The following is a 16,098-nucleotide window of genomic DNA, read 5'->3' as shown; positions in this document are numbered from 1 at the left end:
TTTTTGTTTCAGACCACCAACCGCTCCAAAGCCCCACGTAGCCGGTCCGGAATCGCTACCGGCCGATTCGATGCCCGGTCCACGAATACGTGAACAAAACGCCCCGCCGCGCAGGCCTCCTTCTCGCCCGCCTTGAACACCGCCAGTTCGTACTGCACCGAACTGCTGCCCAGCTTCCCGACCCGCAGGCCGATTTCAATCCGGTCTGGAAAGGCGATCGAGGCAAAGTAATCGCAGGCTGAACTCACCACGAACCCCACCACCTCTCCATCATGGATATCCAGGCCACCGACTTCGATCAGGTAGGTATTCACTGCGCTATCGAAAAAGCTGTAGTAGGTGACGTTATTGACGTGACCGTACACGTCGTTGTCGTGCCAGCGTGTGGTGATGGGTTGCAAGTGTGGGTATTCGTTGCGTTGGGGCATCAGGTGTCCTTTACGGTTGTTCAATGATCCTGGCGTTGCACGGCCTCAGGCCTGCGCGAACCCCTTGCCCTGTGTTGCCAGCTCGCCGATCAGGCGCGCGGGCTTCCACTGGTCGCCCTGCTTCGTTTCGAGCTCCAGCAGACGTGCGTGTATATCCTCCAGCCCCTGCCCGTCGGCCCAGGCCATCGGCCCGCCCTTGTCCACAGGGAAGCCGTAGCCGTTGAGGTAGACTAGGTCGATATCGTGGGCCGACTCGGCAATGCCTTCCTGCAGGATTTTCGCCCCCTCGTTGACCAGCGCCAGCAAGCACCGCTCGATAATTTCCTCCGGGCCGATCTCGCGTCGCTGGAAACCCAGCGCTTCACTGACCCGTAGCACCAGCGCATCGACCTCGACATCATGCTCGGCCTGGCGACTGCCCGGCTCGTAGTGATAGTACCCATTGCCGCTTTTCTGGCCGAACCGTCCCAGCTCGCACAACCGGTTGTCCACCTGCACCTCGGGCGCGTCCTGGCCCTTGCCCGCCAGCTCACGGGCGCGCCATTCCAGGTCGATGCCAACGACGTCGTACATACGGAACGGCCCCATGGCGAAGCCAAAGCCTTGCAACGCCGCATCCACCTGATGGGGGAATGCCCCCTCCAGCAACATCTTGCGCGCTTCCAGCACATAGGGATGAAGCATTCGGTTGCCGATGAATCCATGGCAATTGCCTGAGACAACGCTGACCTTGCCCATGCGCTTGCCCAGCACCAGCGCCGCGTCCAGCACTGCTTTGGAGGTGTGCGCGCCGCGAACGATTTCCAGCAGTTTCATGATGTGCGCCGGGCTGAAGAAATGCAGGCCCAGGACCTGGGCTGGCCGGCGGGTGACAGCGGCGATGGCATCGATGTCCAGCGCCGACGTGTTGCTCGCCAGGATAGCCTCGGGCTTGAGCAGGCCGTCCAGCTCACGAAAGAGGGTCTGCTTGAGTTCGAGGTTTTCGTAAACCGCTTCGATCACCAGGTCCACATTGCGGATCGCCGCATAATCATCCGCCCGTGTTACCCGGGCGATCCGCGCGTCAGCCTCGACCTGGTCGATACGGCCCTGGCGCACGCCATGGGCATAGGTCTCGGCCACGGCCAGCAGTGCCTGCTCGAGCATCTGCGGATTGTTGTCGACCCACTGCACCGCCACGCCAGCGTTGGCCAGGCACATCACGATGCCCCGGCCCATGGTGCCCGCACCGACCACCGCGGCACGCTGAATATCGAAAGGTGTCTGGCTCATGTTGGCTCTCTTGTTGGCGATCCGAAGACAGCCTTCACCTTAGTCAGCCGCCGAATATTTTTGAAATTTATTCGTGTGATGAAGGGTATTCAGCGGATGGATGCAGCTCACAGGTGCGCTTGGGCCCACTGACGAACTTCAGCGTATGGATACGCTTCCAGTGCGGCATACCCACCGATCTTCCGTGCCTTCAATCGGGTGAACAGCGGCACGCTGATTGCGCAGAGGAAGCGGGTCAGGCGCTCGGCAGACGGCACGCTGCCGCTGTGCTGCTCATGCTTGTGGATAAAGTCGCCACACAACGCCTCGAAATTCTTATCCACAAGCGCTGGCAACGCAGGCGGCTCCGGCAGGCGAGCGACATGCCCATGGCACACCGAACAATGACCACACTGGCGTGGCGCATTCTCGTCGCCGAAATATTGCGCCAAGCGATAACCCAGGCAACGGTCGGTGGCGAACAACTCGAGCATGGCGTGGATCCGTGCGATTTCACCTTGTTCGTGCCGGGTGAAATAGGCGTGTAGCTCAGCGCTCAAGACCTGCACATCCAGGTCCGCGTCCAGCACGCTGTACACCTCGGTCATCTGTTTGCTTTCCAGCTCGATCCAGCCCTTTTCCTGGAAATAATCCAGCGCCTTGACCACGCGATTACGCTCAGCGTGATAGTGCTGGTACATCCCGTCGAAGTTCACCGTGGCCCAGGCCCGGGCGCGACTGGAGGTCTGGATGATGGCCGAGACGAAGTCCCTTCGCTCGCCCTCGAAGCGCTCCAGCAATTCTTGTGGCTCAGTCAGGAACTTGAAGCGGTACTCCGCGAAGTAGGCATAGCGCGGCGCGATCAGCCCGCGTAGCTCCAACTGGACCAGCAACGTCTTGAGTGGCAACTGCCGTATGTTGCTCTGGTCCGCCAGGGGTCCCAGCAAGAACTCCCATTGCCCATCGGGAGCGGCGGCCTTCAGTTCATCGAGCACGCAACGAATGCCCGCAAGCTCCGGCGTATCGCCATACACAAAGTTTTCCAGCACGTTGAGACTGTCGCGGTTGGCCAGCACCAGGCAATCGGAAGGCTGCCCGTCCCGACCGGCGCGGCCGATCTCCTGGCTGTAGTTTTCGATGGATTTGGGCAGGTCGAAATGCACGACGTTGCGAATGTCACTCTTGTCGATGCCCATGCCAAAAGCGATGGTCGCGACGATGCAATTGGATTGCCCGCCCATGAACCGCCGCTGGATATCTTCACGTTGTTCATGGGGCAAGCCGGCGTGATAGGCCTCGGCCTCGATCCCGTGCCGGCCCAGGTGTTCGGCGATCTGCTCGGCGGTTCGCTGCAAGGTCACGTAGACGATGCTCGGCTGCCCGGCACGTTCGCCCAGCCATTGCACCAGCCGTTCGCGCTTGTCGGCACCACTCACGGGCTCGACCAGCAGATTGAGGTTCGACCGGTAGAAACCGGTCGTCACCACATCAGGGGCGGCGATGGCGAATTTCGCCTGCATGTCGGTGATGACCTTGGGTGTCGCGGTGGCCGTCAGCAGCAATACTTGGGGAATGTTGAACTGGCGCTGGTAATCGGGAAGCTTGAGGTAGTCAGGTCGGAAGTTATGCCCCCATTCCGAAATACAGTGGGCTTCGTCCACCACCAGCAACGAGATTGGCACCTGCTGCAGGAAATTGCGAAAGCGCTCGTTCTTCAGGCGCTCTACGGAAATCATCAGGATCTTCAACTCACCCGACCGGGCTCGCGCCATGGCGTCGTTGGTTTCGTCACGGCCCTGGGCCGAATCGATACTCGCCCCCGCAATGCCGTGGCGCTTGAGGAACGCCAACTGGTCCTGCATCAGCGCCAGCAACGGCGAGACCACCAGGGTCAGGTGTGGCAATAGCAGGGCCGGCAGTTGATAACACAGGGACTTGCCCGAGCCAGTGGGAAAAATGGCCGCCGCCGACCGACCGGCCAGCACGGCGCCGATGGCCGCCTCCTGACCGGGACGAAACTGTGGATAACCGAAAACCTGTTCCAGGGTGCTGTGCATGCGCGGTCGCTCCTTTGACTGCTGCGATGCCCAAAGCCTAGCGGGACAATGCGGCGAGTCGAGAAAAGGTCGGGGTCGAATCGATACGGGATGATACAGCCTGAATGGCCGTGACGCTGATCGACTCGGGAGTCAACGCAAGCGCGGAGACGTTTGATAGCTGACAGTTTGAGCTTGGCGTTCAGTCATAAGACGTTAAATAAAGATCCAGTTCTTGAGGAAGAACCAACGATGCCAATCGCTCGATTTCAAGCACTTGCTTTGCTGAAAGCCTGAAGTCCGCACCAATATGATCATTACTACCTGCCCATTGCATCACGGGCTTCAAGTCCTCCACCGACAAGCTGATGCTCTGCTCAAATACCAGCTCATCCTTGCCAGGATAAAAACCCAACACCCAAAAACTCATGGCTCTACCTTCCTTGTCTTATCCGCTTTTTTGGTCTGTTCGCCCGTGATGTGATTGAACTCACCTAAATGGTTTCCACGCGGGTTGTACTTTTCAAGGGCACCATGCTGCCGGTCCCATTCATAAATATTGCCTTTGCGGTCGTGCCAACGTGGACGTAATCCTCCACCTCCTTGTACGGGAGTTTTTGACCGACCGCGAACAAGATCAGGAAAAGCAGGAATTACACCTTTCGGGGTCGGGTGATATTTGTGATCAGAAATGCTGAGCACGATATACAACGGCGAAACCCCAGAATCCGCCGGAAACACAAGAATGAAATCCTTGTACTCCGGCGGATAAATCGGGTTGACGATGATGCTGTCCGCCGCAGGTGTCGGCGGAAAAATCCAGATGTGCGGAGCCTGTGGCGCGGCCTCCAGCGCCGGGATGCCCAGCGTCGAGGACGGATCGACCGCCGGCGTCCAGATCAATTCGACCCCATCGCCAAAGTCCGCCACTTGCTGCGCGCCGCGAGCCTGGAAAGTCACCACCGGGATCATTTCCCAGTCACGTCGCGCCTGGGTGTTGTAGCCGTATCCCTTGAGTGTTCCATCGGCCTGGGTTTCGACATGCAACCGCACCCGCGTACGTGCCTGTTCCAGGGAGCGCAATTGCTCTTCGGTGTACAACGAACCGTCACCCAGACCCGCTGATGCGCTTAAATTGAATGTGCTCTGAGTCGTCGGCCTGACGCCCACCCAACAACGTAAATTGGCCGTACTCCCTCAGGGCTTCAGTCGGGATGTAACCGGTGGGGTTGTGATAGTCGATAACCGAATCAGGCAGCTTGCAGGACTTTGCAAATACACAGCCCTTCACGTCGGAAGGTGATGCTTCTCGGACCTGGGCCAGACGCTCGCTCATGTAAGCCGCTTGCCTGGCCAGCATGCCCTCATAGGCCTGTTGATCGGCGTCTCTTTTCGCCAGTTCGCTGGGGGTCATGTCCCGCAGGATCCTGTAGCCCCGATCGCCGCCGTAATGCTCCCAGGCCTGCGGAACACCGGCCTTTCCTTTCGTCATGCTTCGTCCCTGCTCGGTCGCCGTTACCCCCATTGAAAGGGCGCGGTGAACCTTACCGAGCCGCCAGAGAAATACTCAGCAGACGGTTCCGAGACTGCTGTGAGATATTTCTTCTTTTCCAACGGGCAACGATTTCCCCCTAAACTTTCCCTCCAGACGCACGCACGCCAAACTCCTGGAAACCTCGCCATGTACCTCGCCCCAGACTTCCCCGACGATCACGCCATGCGCCAGCTCATGGAACTGCTGCACGAAGAGATCGGCCTACCGGAACGCAAGACCATCCGCCTGGATACCGCGATCAATCTCGACTTGGGTTGCGATGGCGCGGATGCCCGGCATCTGATGGAGGCCTTGGAGGAGCGGTTCGCCATCGAGCTCATCGACTACGACGCTTACCGTTATTTTCAGCCGGAAGGATTTGATGTGTTTCAAAAGCGCAGGGCCAAGGGCCGTGGGAACAAGATGCCACTGACCATCGGCATGCTCTACAAGGCGATCAAGGCGCAACGATGGGATACGCGGGAAGTGGAAGAGGCCTAGCTGATCGGGGCGCCTCAAATAGTCGCCCATAAAAAAACCGCCCATGAAGGGCGGCTTTTTCATTCGCTAACCAAGCCTTACAGCTGCGGACCCGCCGCCTTGATCGCGTCGCTCACGTCGAACTTCTTGAAGTTCTCGGTGAACAGACCGGCCAATGCCTTGGCCGCTTCGTCGTAGGCAGCTTTGTCGGCCCAGGTGTTGCGTGGGTTCAACAGGCCAGTCTCGACGCCTGGAACAGCCAGCGGCACGTCCAGGTTGATGATGTCCAGGTGTTCGGTTTCTGCACCGATCAGCGCACCGCTCTGGATCGCCGCGATCACCGCACGGGTGGTCGGGATGTTGAAGCGCTTGCCGACGCCGTAGCCGCCGCCGGTCCAGCCGGTGTTGACCAGGTAGACCTTGGAGCCGAAACCACGGATGCGCTTGATCAGCAGCTCAGCGTATTCACCGGCCGGGCGCGGGAAGAACGGGGCGCCGAAGCAGGTGGAGAAGGTCGACTTGATGCCGCTGCCCGAACCCATTTCGGTCGAGCCCACCAGTGCGGTGTAGCCGGACAGGAAGTGGTAGGCGGCTTGTTCTTCGCTGAGGATCGACACTGGCGGCAGTACGCCGGTCAGGTCGCAGGTCAGGAAGATCACGGCGTTTGGCTCGCCACCGAGGTTTTTCGGTGCGCGTTTTTCGATCAGCTCACGCGGGTAGGCGGCGCGGCTGTTCTGGGTCAGGCTGTCGTCGGCGTAGTCGGCTTTCTTGGTGACCGGGTCGATGACGACGTTTTCCAGGACGGCGCCGTGCTGGATGGCTTTCCAGATGACCGGCTCGTTCTTCTCGGACAGGTCGATGCACTTGGCATAGCAGCCGCCTTCGATGTTGAACACCACGCCCACGCCCCAGCCGTGCTCGTCGTCACCGATCAGGTAACGGCTTTCGTCGGCGGACAGGGTGGTCTTGCCGGTGCCCGACAGGCCGAAGAACAGGGTCACATCGCCCTCTTCGCCCATGTTCGCGGCGCAGTGCATCGGCAGCACGTCAACGGCTGGCAGCAGGAAGTTCTGCACGGAGAACAGGGCTTTCTTCATTTCACCGGCGTAGCGCATGCCGGCGATCAGCACTTTCTTGGCCGCGAAGTTGATGATCACGGTGCCGTCGGAGTTGGTGCCGTCGCGCTCAGGCTCGCAGACGAAGTTCGGCGCGTTGAGGATCTGCCATTCATCCTTGCCGCCGGCGTTGTATTGCTCGGGGTTGATGAACAGGCAACGGCCAAACAGGTTGTGCCACGCGGTCTCGGTGGTCATCTTGACCGGCAGGTAGTGCGCAGGATCGGAGCCTACATGCACGTGGGAGACGAAACGCTCGCGCTCGCCCAGGTAGGCTTCGACGCGGTTCCACAGGGCATCGAACTTGTCGGCCGGGAACTTGCGGTTGATCGGGCCCCAGGCAATGGCGTGCTGAGTGGTTGGCTCTTCCACAATGAAACGGTCGACTGGCGAGCGACCGGTACGATGACCGGTACGAACAACCAGCGCGCCAGTATCGGCAAGCTCGCCTTCACCGCGATTCAGGGCTTCTTTGACCAGATCATCGACACTCAGATCGGTGTACACGGCGTTATTGGCTTGCGTCATGAGATTCCCCGTCGGCCCGTGGCCGAGTGCTCCAAACGTTTTGTAGTAGAAAGTCGCGCACTACTACCCGAAAAAAGTGGGCCGGATTATGCCAGAAAACCCCAAAAAGAGTAGGGCCCTCCCGTCAGTACGGCGTAAATCCGGCGTTTGCCAGGAGATTTACCTGCGCTGAAACGTTTTAGTGACGAGTATCTGACGGTGTGTCGACACCCGCACCGGCGAACAATTGCGCGATGTCCGCCGCGTCGAACAGGTAGCGCTCGTTGCAAAACTGGCAATCGATCTCGATGGCGCCGCCATGCTCGATCACCAGTTGCTGCGCATCTTCCAGACCCAGACTGACCAACGCATTGGCGGAACGTTCACGAGAGCAGCTGCATTGGAAGCGCAACGGCTGGCCGTCGAACAAGCGCACCTGCTCCTCGTGATAGAGGCGATGCAGCACGGTTTCGTTGTCCAGGCTCAACAGCTCATCGGCGCTCAGGGTGCTGGCCAGAGCGGTGATGTGCTGCCAACTGGCGTCACGTTCTTCCGGGTCGCGCAGGCGATCGGCAGGCAGTTGTTGCAACAGCAAACCGCGGGCACGCCGCCCGTCGGCATAGAGCCAGAAGCGGGTATTGGTCTGCTGGGACATGACGAAGTAGTTGGTGAAGCACTCTGCCAGCGTCGCGCCGTCGAGATCGACGATGCCCTGGTAGCGCTTGCCATGGGTCGGGTCGACCGTCAGGGCCAACATGCCGTCGGGCATCATGTCGGCCAGGGTCGCGTCGGGCGCGATCTGCTCGGCGTGATAACGGGCCAGGCCACGGATCTCACGTTCGCTGGAGCATTCGATCATCAGCAACGGCACCGGGCCTTCGGAACGCGCCTGGAGAATCAGCAAGCCATCGAACTTCAAGGTGCCCACCAACAACGCCGCAGCCGCCATCAGCTCGCCGAGCAGTTGTGCGACCGGCTCCGGATAGGGGTGCTTGGCGAGGACTTCGGCGTAGCTACGCTCCAACGCTACCAGCTCGCCACGGGCGTCGCTGTCATCGAAGATGAAACGTTGGGTGTAGTCGGTATCCGGTAAATCAGTCATAGGGGTCTGGTATCTGAGGTGATGACAAATGATGGCGGGCATTTTATGGGCATTCAGGGTGGGTTCCAAGCAAGGCGTCGGCTGGCCTGACGGGAAGGAGAATCACCACCTATCTTCCAGAGAACCTGTGGCGAGGGGATTTATCCCCGCTGGGCTGCGTAGCAGCCCCCAAATAAACATGCGACAGAGCTGACACGGCGCGCAAAATTCAGGGCCTGCTGCGCAGTCCAGCGGGGATAAATCCCCTCGCCACAATCGCCGGCCTGCGTGTCTATTCGCTATTGCTGCCATGAAACTTGAACAGGTCCCGGCGCTGCTTCTTGCTCGGCTTGCCGTCGGTGCTGACCCCCAGGGCGCCGGCCTTGCGTTGCGCGGCGGCGGTTTCGCGCTTGGCGATGCTGGCTTCGGTCTCGCGATACAGCGCCTGCGCCTCAGGGGCACCGCGACGTACGATCGACAACGCCTCGACCACCACGGTCTTTTCATCGAAGCCGGTGCGGATGACAAATTCATCGCCCACGCGCGGCTCCTTGCCCGGCTTGCAACGCTCTCCCCGGTGATGAACCTTGCCGCTTTCGATGGCGGTCTTGGCCAAGGCTCGCGTCTTGTAGAATCGCGCCGCCCACAACCATTTATCGAGACGGACCTTGTCGTCCTCTTCCTTTTTTTGCGCCACTGCCATTCCTCTTTTCTGCCAATAGCCAGAACTGTACTACCGTTTTTGTCGAGCGCACGAATCCGGCCCGACGGATAGAATGCCCGCCAAATCGCCGTCACGCGCATGGTGGGGGTCGGAATCGGTTACAAGCACAAACAAGTGCGTAGATAACTGTCGCCATTTTGTGATTATTCTGCGTGAATACCGCGATTCGCGGAGTCCACGATCCGATGTACTGATCGCAGGTTTTTTTATTGAAGACTTTTGACCATTTGACCGTTGTCGGTCTGCGCGAGTGGGTCGCGCTCCCGGACTTGGGGGTCGTGGGCCTGCGGGCAAAAATCGACACCGGCGCCAGTACTTCCAGCCTGCATGCCACTGACATCGAGCCGTTCGAGCGCGATGGCGAAAAGTGGGTACGTTTCACTGCGCACCTCGGCACCGTGGTGCAGCTGCGCCATCGCCGCTGCGAAGCGCCACTGGTGGCCCGCAAGACCATAAAGAGCTCCAACGGCCACGCTCAGGTCCGCTACGTGATCAGCACCACGCTGGCGCTGGGTGACCGGATCTGGCGGGTCGAATTCACCCTTGCCTGCCGCAAGTCCATGCGATACCGCCTGTTACTGGGTTCCAAAGCCTTGATCGACGGCCAATTGGTGGTCAATCCAGGTATCAAATACGTTCAAGACAAGCCGGCATTCCCGGCGTCCACTACCTCTGCCACAGGTGTTGCATGAAGATCGCTGTGCTGTCGCGTAATCCGCGTCTGTATTCCACTCGTCGCCTGGTTGAAGCCGGGACCGAACGAGGCCATGAAATGGTGGTGGTCGATACCCTGCGCGCCTACATGAACATTGCCAGCCACAAGCCGCAGATCCATTACCGTGGCAAGCCGCTGGAAGGGTTCGATGCGGTGATCCCGCGCATCGGCGCATCGGTGACGTTCTATGGCTGCGCCGTGTTGCGTCAGTTCGAAATGATGGGGGTGTTTCCCCTCAACGAGTCGGTGGCCATCGCTCGCTCGCGGGACAAGCTGCGCTCGCTGCAGTTGCTGTCACGGCGAGGGATCGGCCTGCCGGTAACCGGTTTTGCCCACTCCCCCGACGACATTCCCGACCTGATTGCGATGGTCAACGGCGCACCGCTGGTGATCAAGGTGCTGGAAGGCACCCAGGGCATCGGCGTGGTCTTGTGTGAAACCGCGACGGCGGCGGAATCGGTGATCGAGGCGTTCATGGGCCTGAAGCAGAACATCATGGTCCAGGAGTACATCAAGGAAGCCGGTGGCGCAGACATTCGCTGCTTCGTGGTCGGCGACAAAGTGATTGCCTCGATGAAACGCCAGGCCAAGCCCGGTGAGTTTCGCTCCAACCTGCATCGCGGTGGCAGTGCCAGCCTGATCAAGATCACGCCGCAAGAGCGCATGACCGCCCTGCGGGCCGCGAAAGTCATGGGCCTGGCCGTGGCGGGCGTGGACATCCTGCGCTCCAACCACGGACCGCTAGTGATGGAAGTCAATTCCTCGCCAGGCCTGGAAGGGATCGAGACCACCACGAGCAAGAACGTGGCGGGGATCATCATCGAGCATCTGGAAAAGAATGGCGGGCCGAACATGACCCGGACCAAGGGCAAGGGTTAACTCAACACAAAACCCTGCGGGAGCGGCGAGCCTTTGTGGGAGCTGAGCTTGCTCCCACAGGCTCTTTCTCTGTCTTACTTGAGAGATCGCTACACCGCATCCCGCGGCAGCATCAAGCCCAACGGCAAGCGCACCCGAGCCTCCAGCCCGCCACCGACACGGTTACGCAGTTCGACGTTGCCGCCGTGCATCGAGGCGATGCGCTTGACGATGGCCAGGCCCAGCCCGGTGCCCTTCCCACCCCGGGCTCGATCGCCGCGAGTGAAGGGGTTGAAAATGGCTTCCAGCTCAGAGGGATCGATGCCGGCGCCACGGTCCATGACACTCAGCACCACATAAGGCGCGCTGGTGTCACCGGAGACATAGGCTGCGACTTCGACACCCGTGCCAGCGTGGTTCAGGGCATTGCCGATCAGGTTGTTCAGCAAACGCTTCATCGACACGCGGCGCAACGGGAATGGCTGGATCGGCTCCAGGCGCAGGTGCACTTTCTCATCGTTCTGGTTATAGGGCGCGACCACTTCCCGCACCAGTTCGCTGAGATCCACCTCTTCCACAGACTCATCACGACCGTCGCGAATGAACGCCAGGAACTGGTCAAGAATCGCGTCCATGTCCTCGATGTCGCGGACCATTTCGTCGGTCAGGTCAGTGTGCTCGCCCATCAGCTCCAGCGACAACCGTAGCCGGGTCAGCGGCGTGCGCAGGTCATGGGAGACGCCAGCGAGCATCAACTCACGCTCGCGCCCGGCCTGTTCGACATCCTCGGCCATCTGGTTGAAGGCACGGTAGACCTCGGTCATCTCGCTGGGCGTATCGCTGATGGGCAGCCGCACGCTGCGCCCCTGGCCCAGTTGGCGGGCTGCATAGACCAGGCGTTTCAACGGTTGGTTGAGCTGGCTGACGAAGATCCACGCCGACGCCGTCGACAGCAGGCCGATGGCCAGGAACCAGCCGAGCACGTTCCAGATTTTCTGGCCGCGCAGCGGATGCGGGTACAACGGCACTTTCAGCCAGCCATCCCCCAGGCTCGGGGCCCGCACCCACAGCGCCGGTGGCGAGTGCATGCGCAACCGCACCTCGGTATCGGCACCCAGTTCGGCCTGCATCTGGCGTTGATAGATCTCGCTGTAGGGCCAGTGCTGCTCGCCCTCCGGTACGCCGGCACCGACGACGCGGATCAACGTCGCCGCCTCGGCAATTTTCGCGCGATTGGTTTCGTCCGCCGCCCAGTAAGCCCGCAGGGTCAAGGCAACGCCGTGGCTGTACTGCCGGTCCACGAGCACGTCTTCGTTCATCAGCAGGTACACCAGCGTCAGAGCCTTGGAGAAGAGCACGACGATCAGCACCAGCCAGAGGGTGCGGGAGAAGAAACTCTGGGGGAACCAAACGGGGGTTTTCATGAATAACCGCTACACACTTGCAGGAGCGAGCGATGCTCGCACAATGACAGACCGCGAGTCGCCTGGAAGAAGACACTTCAACCGGCCAGGCCACTCGCTCCTACAAATCGCCGATCACTTGCTGGCGGCGCCATCCGGTACGAACACGTAACCTACGCCCCAGACGGTCTGGATATATCGCGGCTTGGAAGGATCGGGTTCGATCATCCGGCGCAGACGGGAAATCTGCACGTCAATGGAGCGCTCCAGCGCATCCCATTCACGACCACGGGCCAGGTTCATCAGTTTGTCGCGGGTCAGCGGCTGGCGGGCGTTCATCACCAGGGCCTTGAGCACGGCGAACTCGCCGGTGGTGAGCATGTGGACCTCATCACCGCGCTTGAGCTCACGAGTGGCCAGGGACAGCTCATAGTCGCCGAAGCTCACGCTTTCATCTTCGCTACCTGGCGCGCCAGGTACCGGCGCCGACTGACGACGCAGCACCGCCTTGACGCGGGCCATCAGCTCGTCGGGGTTGAACGGCTTGGCCAGGTAATCGTCGGCGCCCAGTTCCAGGCCCTTGATACGGCTCAGCTCGTCGCCCTTGGCGGTGAGCATGATGATCGGGATCTGGTTGTTGGCGCCGCGCAGGCGGCGGCAGGCGGTCAGGCCATCTTCACCGGGCAGCATCAGGTCGAGCACCACCAGGTTGAAAACTTCACGGGCCAGCAGTCGATCCATTTGCTCGGTGTTCGGTACGGTGCGGGCGCGGTAGCCCTTGCTGACGAAAAAGCGTTCCAGCAAGCTGCTCAGCCCCGGATCGTCGTCAACAATAAGAATTTTTTCGCCTTCAGCAGTTTGTGCAGTGCTGCTCATAGGAAGCTCCTTTGATCTCGGCGCGCATTATGGCCTAGCTGCCGTTATACGCACCGTGTGCATTGTTAGCAGATTTTTCCTCTATCACCACAAATCCGGGGATCAAGCCGACAGACCATGTCCCCCCCTCGGGACGGAACGCTGGTTATAATGCGCGGCCTTTTGTGCCAGGGAATGCCGGCTCGTGATCCGGCGTGTCATTTTCTCTCCTTGGCCCGGCAGCACTTTTTGAATTTCACGGGTCAACAGGCAGCCTTTTGACCCAGGCAGCGGCGCATGCCAGGCCGCTCAACCAGTCTCGCCGAGCCCGGCTTCTGCGGTGGCGAGCCTGATTTCACAATTTGTCAGGTGGTTTTATGGACAGCATCAACAGCCGCATCGCCGAGGAACTCGGTGTACGCCCACAACAGGTCGAAGCGGCCGTCGCGCTACTCGATGAAGGCTCCACGGTGCCTTTCATCGCTCGTTACCGCAAAGAAGTGACCGGCAGCCTCGATGACATCCAATTGCGGCATCTGGAAGAACGCCTGCGCTACCTGCGAGAACTCGACGAACGGCGTATAAGCATCCTGGCCAGCATCCAGGAGCAGGGCAAGCTGACCCCGCAACTTGAGCGCGATATCAAGCTGGCCGACACCAAGACCCGCCTTGAAGACTTGTACCTGCCCTACAAGCAAAAGCGCCGCACCAAGGGCCAGATCGCCCTGGAAGCCGGCCTCGGCGAGCTGGCCGACGGCTTGTTCAACGACCCGACCCTGACCCCTGAAACCGAAGCCGCGCGCTTCGTCGATGCCGAAAAAGGCGTGGCGGACGTAAAAGCGGCGCTGGAAGGTGCCAAGTACATCCTCATGGAGCGTTTCGCCGAAGACGCCAACCTGCTGGAAAAACTGCGTAACTACCTCAAGCAGGAAGCCACCCTCAGCGCCCGGGTGATCGCCGGCAAGGAAGAGGAAGGCGCGAAGTTTCGCGACTACTTCGAACACGACGAACCGCTCAAGAGCATGCCATCGCACCGCGCCCTGGCGATTTTCCGCGGCCGCAACGAAGGCATCCTCAGTTCCGCATTGAAAGTCGGTGAAGAGTTGCCCGGCACCATGCACCCGTGCGAAGGCATGATCGGCCAGCAGTTCGGCATCCAGAACCAGAACCGCGCCGCCGACAAATGGCTGGCCGAGGTGGTGCGCTGGACTTGGAAGGTCAAGCTCTACACCCACCTGGAAACCGACCTGCTGGGCGAGTTGCGCGATAACGCCGAGACCGAGGCGATCAATGTGTTCGCCCACAACCTGCACGACCTGCTGCTGGCCGCCCCGGCCGGCCCGCGCGCCACCCTGGGCCTGGACCCGGGCCTGCGCACCGGTTGCAAGGTGGCGGTGGTGGATTCCACCGGCAAGTTGCTGGACCACGCCACGGTCTACCCGCACGTGCCGCACAACAAGTGGGACCAGACCCTCGCCGTGCTCGCCGCCCTGTGCGCCAAGCATTCGGTGGACCTGATCGCCATCGGCAACGGCACCGCCAGCCGCGAGACCGACAAGCTGGCCGCCGAGTTGATCAAGAAATACCCAGCCATGAAGATGACCAAGGTCATGGTTTCCGAGGCCGGCGCTTCGGTTTACTCGGCGTCGGAACTGGCCTCCAAGGAATTCCCGGACCTGGACGTGTCGATCCGTGGCGCGGTGTCCATCGCCCGTCGCTTGCAGGACCCACTGGCGGAACTGGTGAAGATCGACCCCAAATCCATCGGTGTCGGCCAGTACCAGCACGACGTTTCCCAGTTGAAACTGGCCCGTGGCCTGGACGCCGTGGTGGAGGATTGCGTGAACGCGGTGGGCGTGGACGTGAACACCGCTTCGGTGGCGCTGTTGGCGCGTATCTCCGGCCTGAACGCCACGCTGGCGCAGAACATCGTCACCCACCGCGACGAACACGGCGCGTTCAAGACCCGCGCCGCGTTGAAGAAAGTCCCGCGCCTGGGCGAAAAGACCTTCGAACAGGCCGCCGGCTTCCTGCGGGTCATGAACGGCGACAACCCGCTGGACTCCTCTGCGGTCCACCCTGAAGCCTACCCGCTGGTGCAACGCATCGCCGCCCAGACCGACCGCGACATCCGTTCGCTGATCGGTGACGCCGGGTTCCTCAAACGCCTGGATCCGAAGAAATTCACCGACGAAACCTTCGGCCTGCCCACCGTCACCGACATCCTCCAGGAACTGGAGAAACCGGGCCGCGACCCGCGCCCCGAGTTCAAGACCGCCGAGTTCCAGGACGGCGTCGAAGACCTCAAGGACCTGCAACCGGGCATGATCCTCGAAGGCGTGGTGACCAACGTCACCAACTTCGGCGCCTTCGTCGACATCGGCGTGCATCAGGACGGCCTGGTGCACATCTCGGCCTTGTCCGAGAAGTTCATCAAGGACCCGCGCGAAGCGGTGAAGGCCGGTGATGTGGTGAAAGTGAAGGTCATGGAAGTCGACATTGCGCGCAAACGCGTCGGCCTGTCGATGCGCATGAGCGACACACCGGGCGAGAAAGTCGACGGTGCCCGCGGTGCGCGTCCAGGCTCGACGCCACGCCAGTCGCAAAACACCGCGCCGCGCAAGGAAACCGCCACCGCGGCGCCGGCGAACAACGCCATGGCCTCGTTGTTCGCCAACGCCAAGCAGTTGAAGAAACGCTGATGGACGTGCCAGCCGGGTTGGTGGAGAGCGCGTTTTTCAAGCTGCTCGGCTGCCGTCTGCACAGCCTTGGGGACGGGGTGGCGCAAGTCGCCCTGAGCCTTGAGCCGCCGCTGCGCAATCGCGGCGGCAAGCTGCACGGCGGCGCGCTGTTCAGCCTGGTGGACATCGCCATGGGACTGGCCTGCTCCAGTGTCCATGGCTTTGACCAGCAGAGCGCGACCATCGAATGCAAGATCAACTACATTCGCGCCGTGTCCGACGGCGATGTGTTGTGCACCGCCCGGGTCATCCACCCGGGGCGGCGCACGCTGGTGGTCGAGGCCGAGGTGATGCAAGGCGAAAAACTGGTCGCAAAAGCGCAAGGCACGTTCGCTGTCCTATAGCTCCCTGTCATCGATTTGGGGTAATT

Annotated in this window: 15 protein-coding genes and 1 pseudogene; 5 read left to right on the top strand and 11 right to left on the bottom strand. The window is 60.9% G+C overall.

The window, feature by feature from the left end:
- Positions 1 to 8: 8 nt before the first annotated feature.
- The 5 genes and pseudogenes from GFU70_RS01610 to GFU70_RS01590 form a co-directional block, all read right to left on the bottom strand.
- Positions 9 to 428, bottom strand: a complete 420-nt coding sequence (locus GFU70_RS01610) for an acyl-CoA thioesterase (RefSeq protein ID WP_153387501.1) — start codon at positions 426 to 428, stop codon at positions 9 to 11.
- Positions 429 to 473: 45 nt separating this feature from the next.
- A complete protein-coding gene (locus tag GFU70_RS01605; protein WP_058544957.1) occupies positions 474 to 1,700 on the bottom strand; it encodes a 3-hydroxyacyl-CoA dehydrogenase in 1,227 nt (408 codons plus the stop codon).
- A 107-nt stretch (positions 1,701 to 1,807) separates the two neighbouring features.
- Complete coding sequence (locus GFU70_RS01600) at positions 1,808 to 3,736, bottom strand: ATP-dependent DNA helicase RecQ (RefSeq protein ID WP_153387500.1); 1,929 nt, start codon at positions 3,734 to 3,736, stop codon at positions 1,808 to 1,810.
- Positions 3,737 to 3,917: 181 nt separating this feature from the next.
- Positions 3,918 to 4,145, bottom strand: coding sequence for a hypothetical protein (locus GFU70_RS01595; protein WP_058544955.1), 228 nt, complete (start codon positions 4,143 to 4,145; stop codon positions 3,918 to 3,920).
- Positions 4,142 to 5,207 (bottom strand): annotated as a pseudogene (locus GFU70_RS01590) (colicin E3/pyocin S6 family cytotoxin). The gene GFU70_RS01595 and the pseudogene GFU70_RS01590 overlap by 4 nt, the downstream one beginning before the upstream one ends.
- Before the next feature lie 189 nt (positions 5,208 to 5,396).
- On the opposite strand from GFU70_RS01590, the gene GFU70_RS01585 reads away from it, so the two are divergent.
- Positions 5,397 to 5,750 carry a DUF1493 family protein gene (locus GFU70_RS01585; RefSeq protein WP_057449203.1) on the top strand — a complete coding sequence of 118 codons (354 nt, stop codon included), beginning with the start codon at positions 5,397 to 5,399 and terminating at the stop codon, positions 5,748 to 5,750.
- 77 nt (positions 5,751 to 5,827) lie between these two features.
- On the opposite strand, the gene GFU70_RS01580 is transcribed toward GFU70_RS01585, so the two are convergent.
- The 4 genes from GFU70_RS01580 to GFU70_RS28965 form a co-directional block, all read right to left on the bottom strand.
- Positions 5,828 to 7,372: a phosphoenolpyruvate carboxykinase gene (locus tag GFU70_RS01580; RefSeq protein ID WP_064106969.1), complete on the bottom strand. Its 1,545-nt coding sequence runs from the start codon at positions 7,370 to 7,372 to the stop codon at positions 5,828 to 5,830.
- Between the two features lie 178 nt (positions 7,373 to 7,550).
- Positions 7,551 to 8,453, bottom strand: coding sequence for an Hsp33 family molecular chaperone HslO (gene hslO / locus GFU70_RS01575; RefSeq protein WP_116643395.1), 903 nt, complete (start codon positions 8,451 to 8,453; stop codon positions 7,551 to 7,553).
- 271 nt (positions 8,454 to 8,724) lie between these two features.
- Entirely contained in the window at positions 8,725 to 9,129 is a 405-nt protein-coding gene (locus tag GFU70_RS01570; protein WP_003196700.1) for an RNA-binding S4 domain-containing protein, read from the bottom strand.
- A 36-nt stretch (positions 9,130 to 9,165) separates the two neighbouring features.
- Complete coding sequence (locus GFU70_RS28965; RefSeq protein ID WP_153387499.1) at positions 9,166 to 9,450, bottom strand: hypothetical protein; 285 nt, start codon at positions 9,448 to 9,450, stop codon at positions 9,166 to 9,168.
- Here GFU70_RS28965 and GFU70_RS01560 point away from each other — a divergent pair.
- Complete coding sequence (locus GFU70_RS01560; protein ID WP_175360899.1) at positions 9,384 to 9,848, top strand: ATP-dependent zinc protease; 465 nt, start codon at positions 9,384 to 9,386, stop codon at positions 9,846 to 9,848. The two genes, GFU70_RS28965 and GFU70_RS01560, sit on opposite strands and share 67 nt — an antisense overlap.
- Complete coding sequence (gene rimK / locus GFU70_RS01555; RefSeq protein ID WP_058546661.1) at positions 9,845 to 10,750, top strand: 30S ribosomal protein S6--L-glutamate ligase; 906 nt, start codon at positions 9,845 to 9,847, stop codon at positions 10,748 to 10,750. The genes GFU70_RS01560 and rimK overlap by 4 nt, the downstream gene beginning before the upstream one ends.
- An 89-nt stretch (positions 10,751 to 10,839) precedes the next feature.
- On the opposite strand, the gene GFU70_RS01550 is transcribed toward rimK, so the two are convergent.
- Both GFU70_RS01550 and ompR read right to left on the bottom strand, forming a co-directional pair.
- Positions 10,840 to 12,153 (bottom strand): ATP-binding protein, encoded by a 1,314-nt coding sequence (locus GFU70_RS01550; protein ID WP_058546660.1) that lies wholly within the window; start codon positions 12,151 to 12,153, stop codon positions 10,840 to 10,842.
- Positions 12,154 to 12,267: 114 nt separating this feature from the next.
- Positions 12,268 to 13,008, bottom strand: coding sequence for a two-component system response regulator OmpR (gene ompR, locus GFU70_RS01545; RefSeq protein WP_058546659.1), 741 nt, complete (start codon positions 13,006 to 13,008; stop codon positions 12,268 to 12,270).
- A gap of 356 nt (positions 13,009 to 13,364) precedes the next feature.
- Here ompR and GFU70_RS01540 point away from each other — a divergent pair, with 356 nt between their 5' ends.
- Positions 13,365 to 15,689: a Tex family protein gene (locus GFU70_RS01540; RefSeq protein WP_064106970.1), complete on the top strand. Its 2,325-nt coding sequence runs from the start codon at positions 13,365 to 13,367 to the stop codon at positions 15,687 to 15,689.
- Complete coding sequence (locus GFU70_RS01535; protein ID WP_153387498.1) at positions 15,689 to 16,072, top strand: PaaI family thioesterase; 384 nt, start codon at positions 15,689 to 15,691, stop codon at positions 16,070 to 16,072. The genes GFU70_RS01540 and GFU70_RS01535 overlap by 1 nt, the downstream gene beginning before the upstream one ends.
- The last annotated feature ends 26 nt before the right edge of the window (positions 16,073 to 16,098 follow it).

The organism is Pseudomonas brassicacearum, from assembly GCF_009601685.2.
Classification (GTDB): Bacteria; Pseudomonadota; Gammaproteobacteria; order Pseudomonadales; family Pseudomonadaceae; genus Aquipseudomonas; species Aquipseudomonas kilonensis_B.
This window is presented reverse-complemented; position numbering and strand designations above follow the sequence as displayed.

Bases quoted from the DNA above. Each gene is read 5' to 3' on its own strand.
- GFU70_RS01580 (WP_064106969.1), bottom strand. From the start codon at position 7,372: ATGACGCAAGCCAATAACGCCGTGTACACCGATCTGAGTGTCGATGAT.
- GFU70_RS01600 (WP_153387500.1), bottom strand. From the start codon at position 3,736: ATGCACAGCACCCTGGAACAGGTTTTCGGTTATCCACAGTTTCGTCCC.
- GFU70_RS01605 (WP_058544957.1), bottom strand. From the start codon at position 1,700: ATGAGCCAGACACCTTTCGATATTCAGCGTGCCGCGGTGGTCGGTGCG.
- rimK (WP_058546661.1), top strand. From the start codon at position 9,845: ATGAAGATCGCTGTGCTGTCGCGTAATCCGCGTCTGTATTCCACTCGT.
- GFU70_RS01610 (WP_153387501.1), bottom strand. From the start codon at position 428: ATGCCCCAACGCAACGAATACCCACACTTGCAACCCATCACCACACGC.
- GFU70_RS01535 (WP_153387498.1), top strand. From the start codon at position 15,689: ATGGACGTGCCAGCCGGGTTGGTGGAGAGCGCGTTTTTCAAGCTGCTC.
- GFU70_RS01595 (WP_058544955.1), bottom strand. From the start codon at position 4,145: ATGAGTTTTTGGGTGTTGGGTTTTTATCCTGGCAAGGATGAGCTGGTA.
- hslO (WP_116643395.1), bottom strand. From the start codon at position 8,453: ATGACTGATTTACCGGATACCGACTACACCCAACGTTTCATCTTCGAT.
- GFU70_RS01540 (WP_064106970.1), top strand. From the start codon at position 13,365: ATGGACAGCATCAACAGCCGCATCGCCGAGGAACTCGGTGTACGCCCA.
- GFU70_RS01585 (WP_057449203.1), top strand. From the start codon at position 5,397: ATGTACCTCGCCCCAGACTTCCCCGACGATCACGCCATGCGCCAGCTC.
- ompR (WP_058546659.1), bottom strand. From the start codon at position 13,008: ATGAGCAGCACTGCACAAACTGCTGAAGGCGAAAAAATTCTTATTGTT.
- GFU70_RS01550 (WP_058546660.1), bottom strand. From the start codon at position 12,153: ATGAAAACCCCCGTTTGGTTCCCCCAGAGTTTCTTCTCCCGCACCCTC.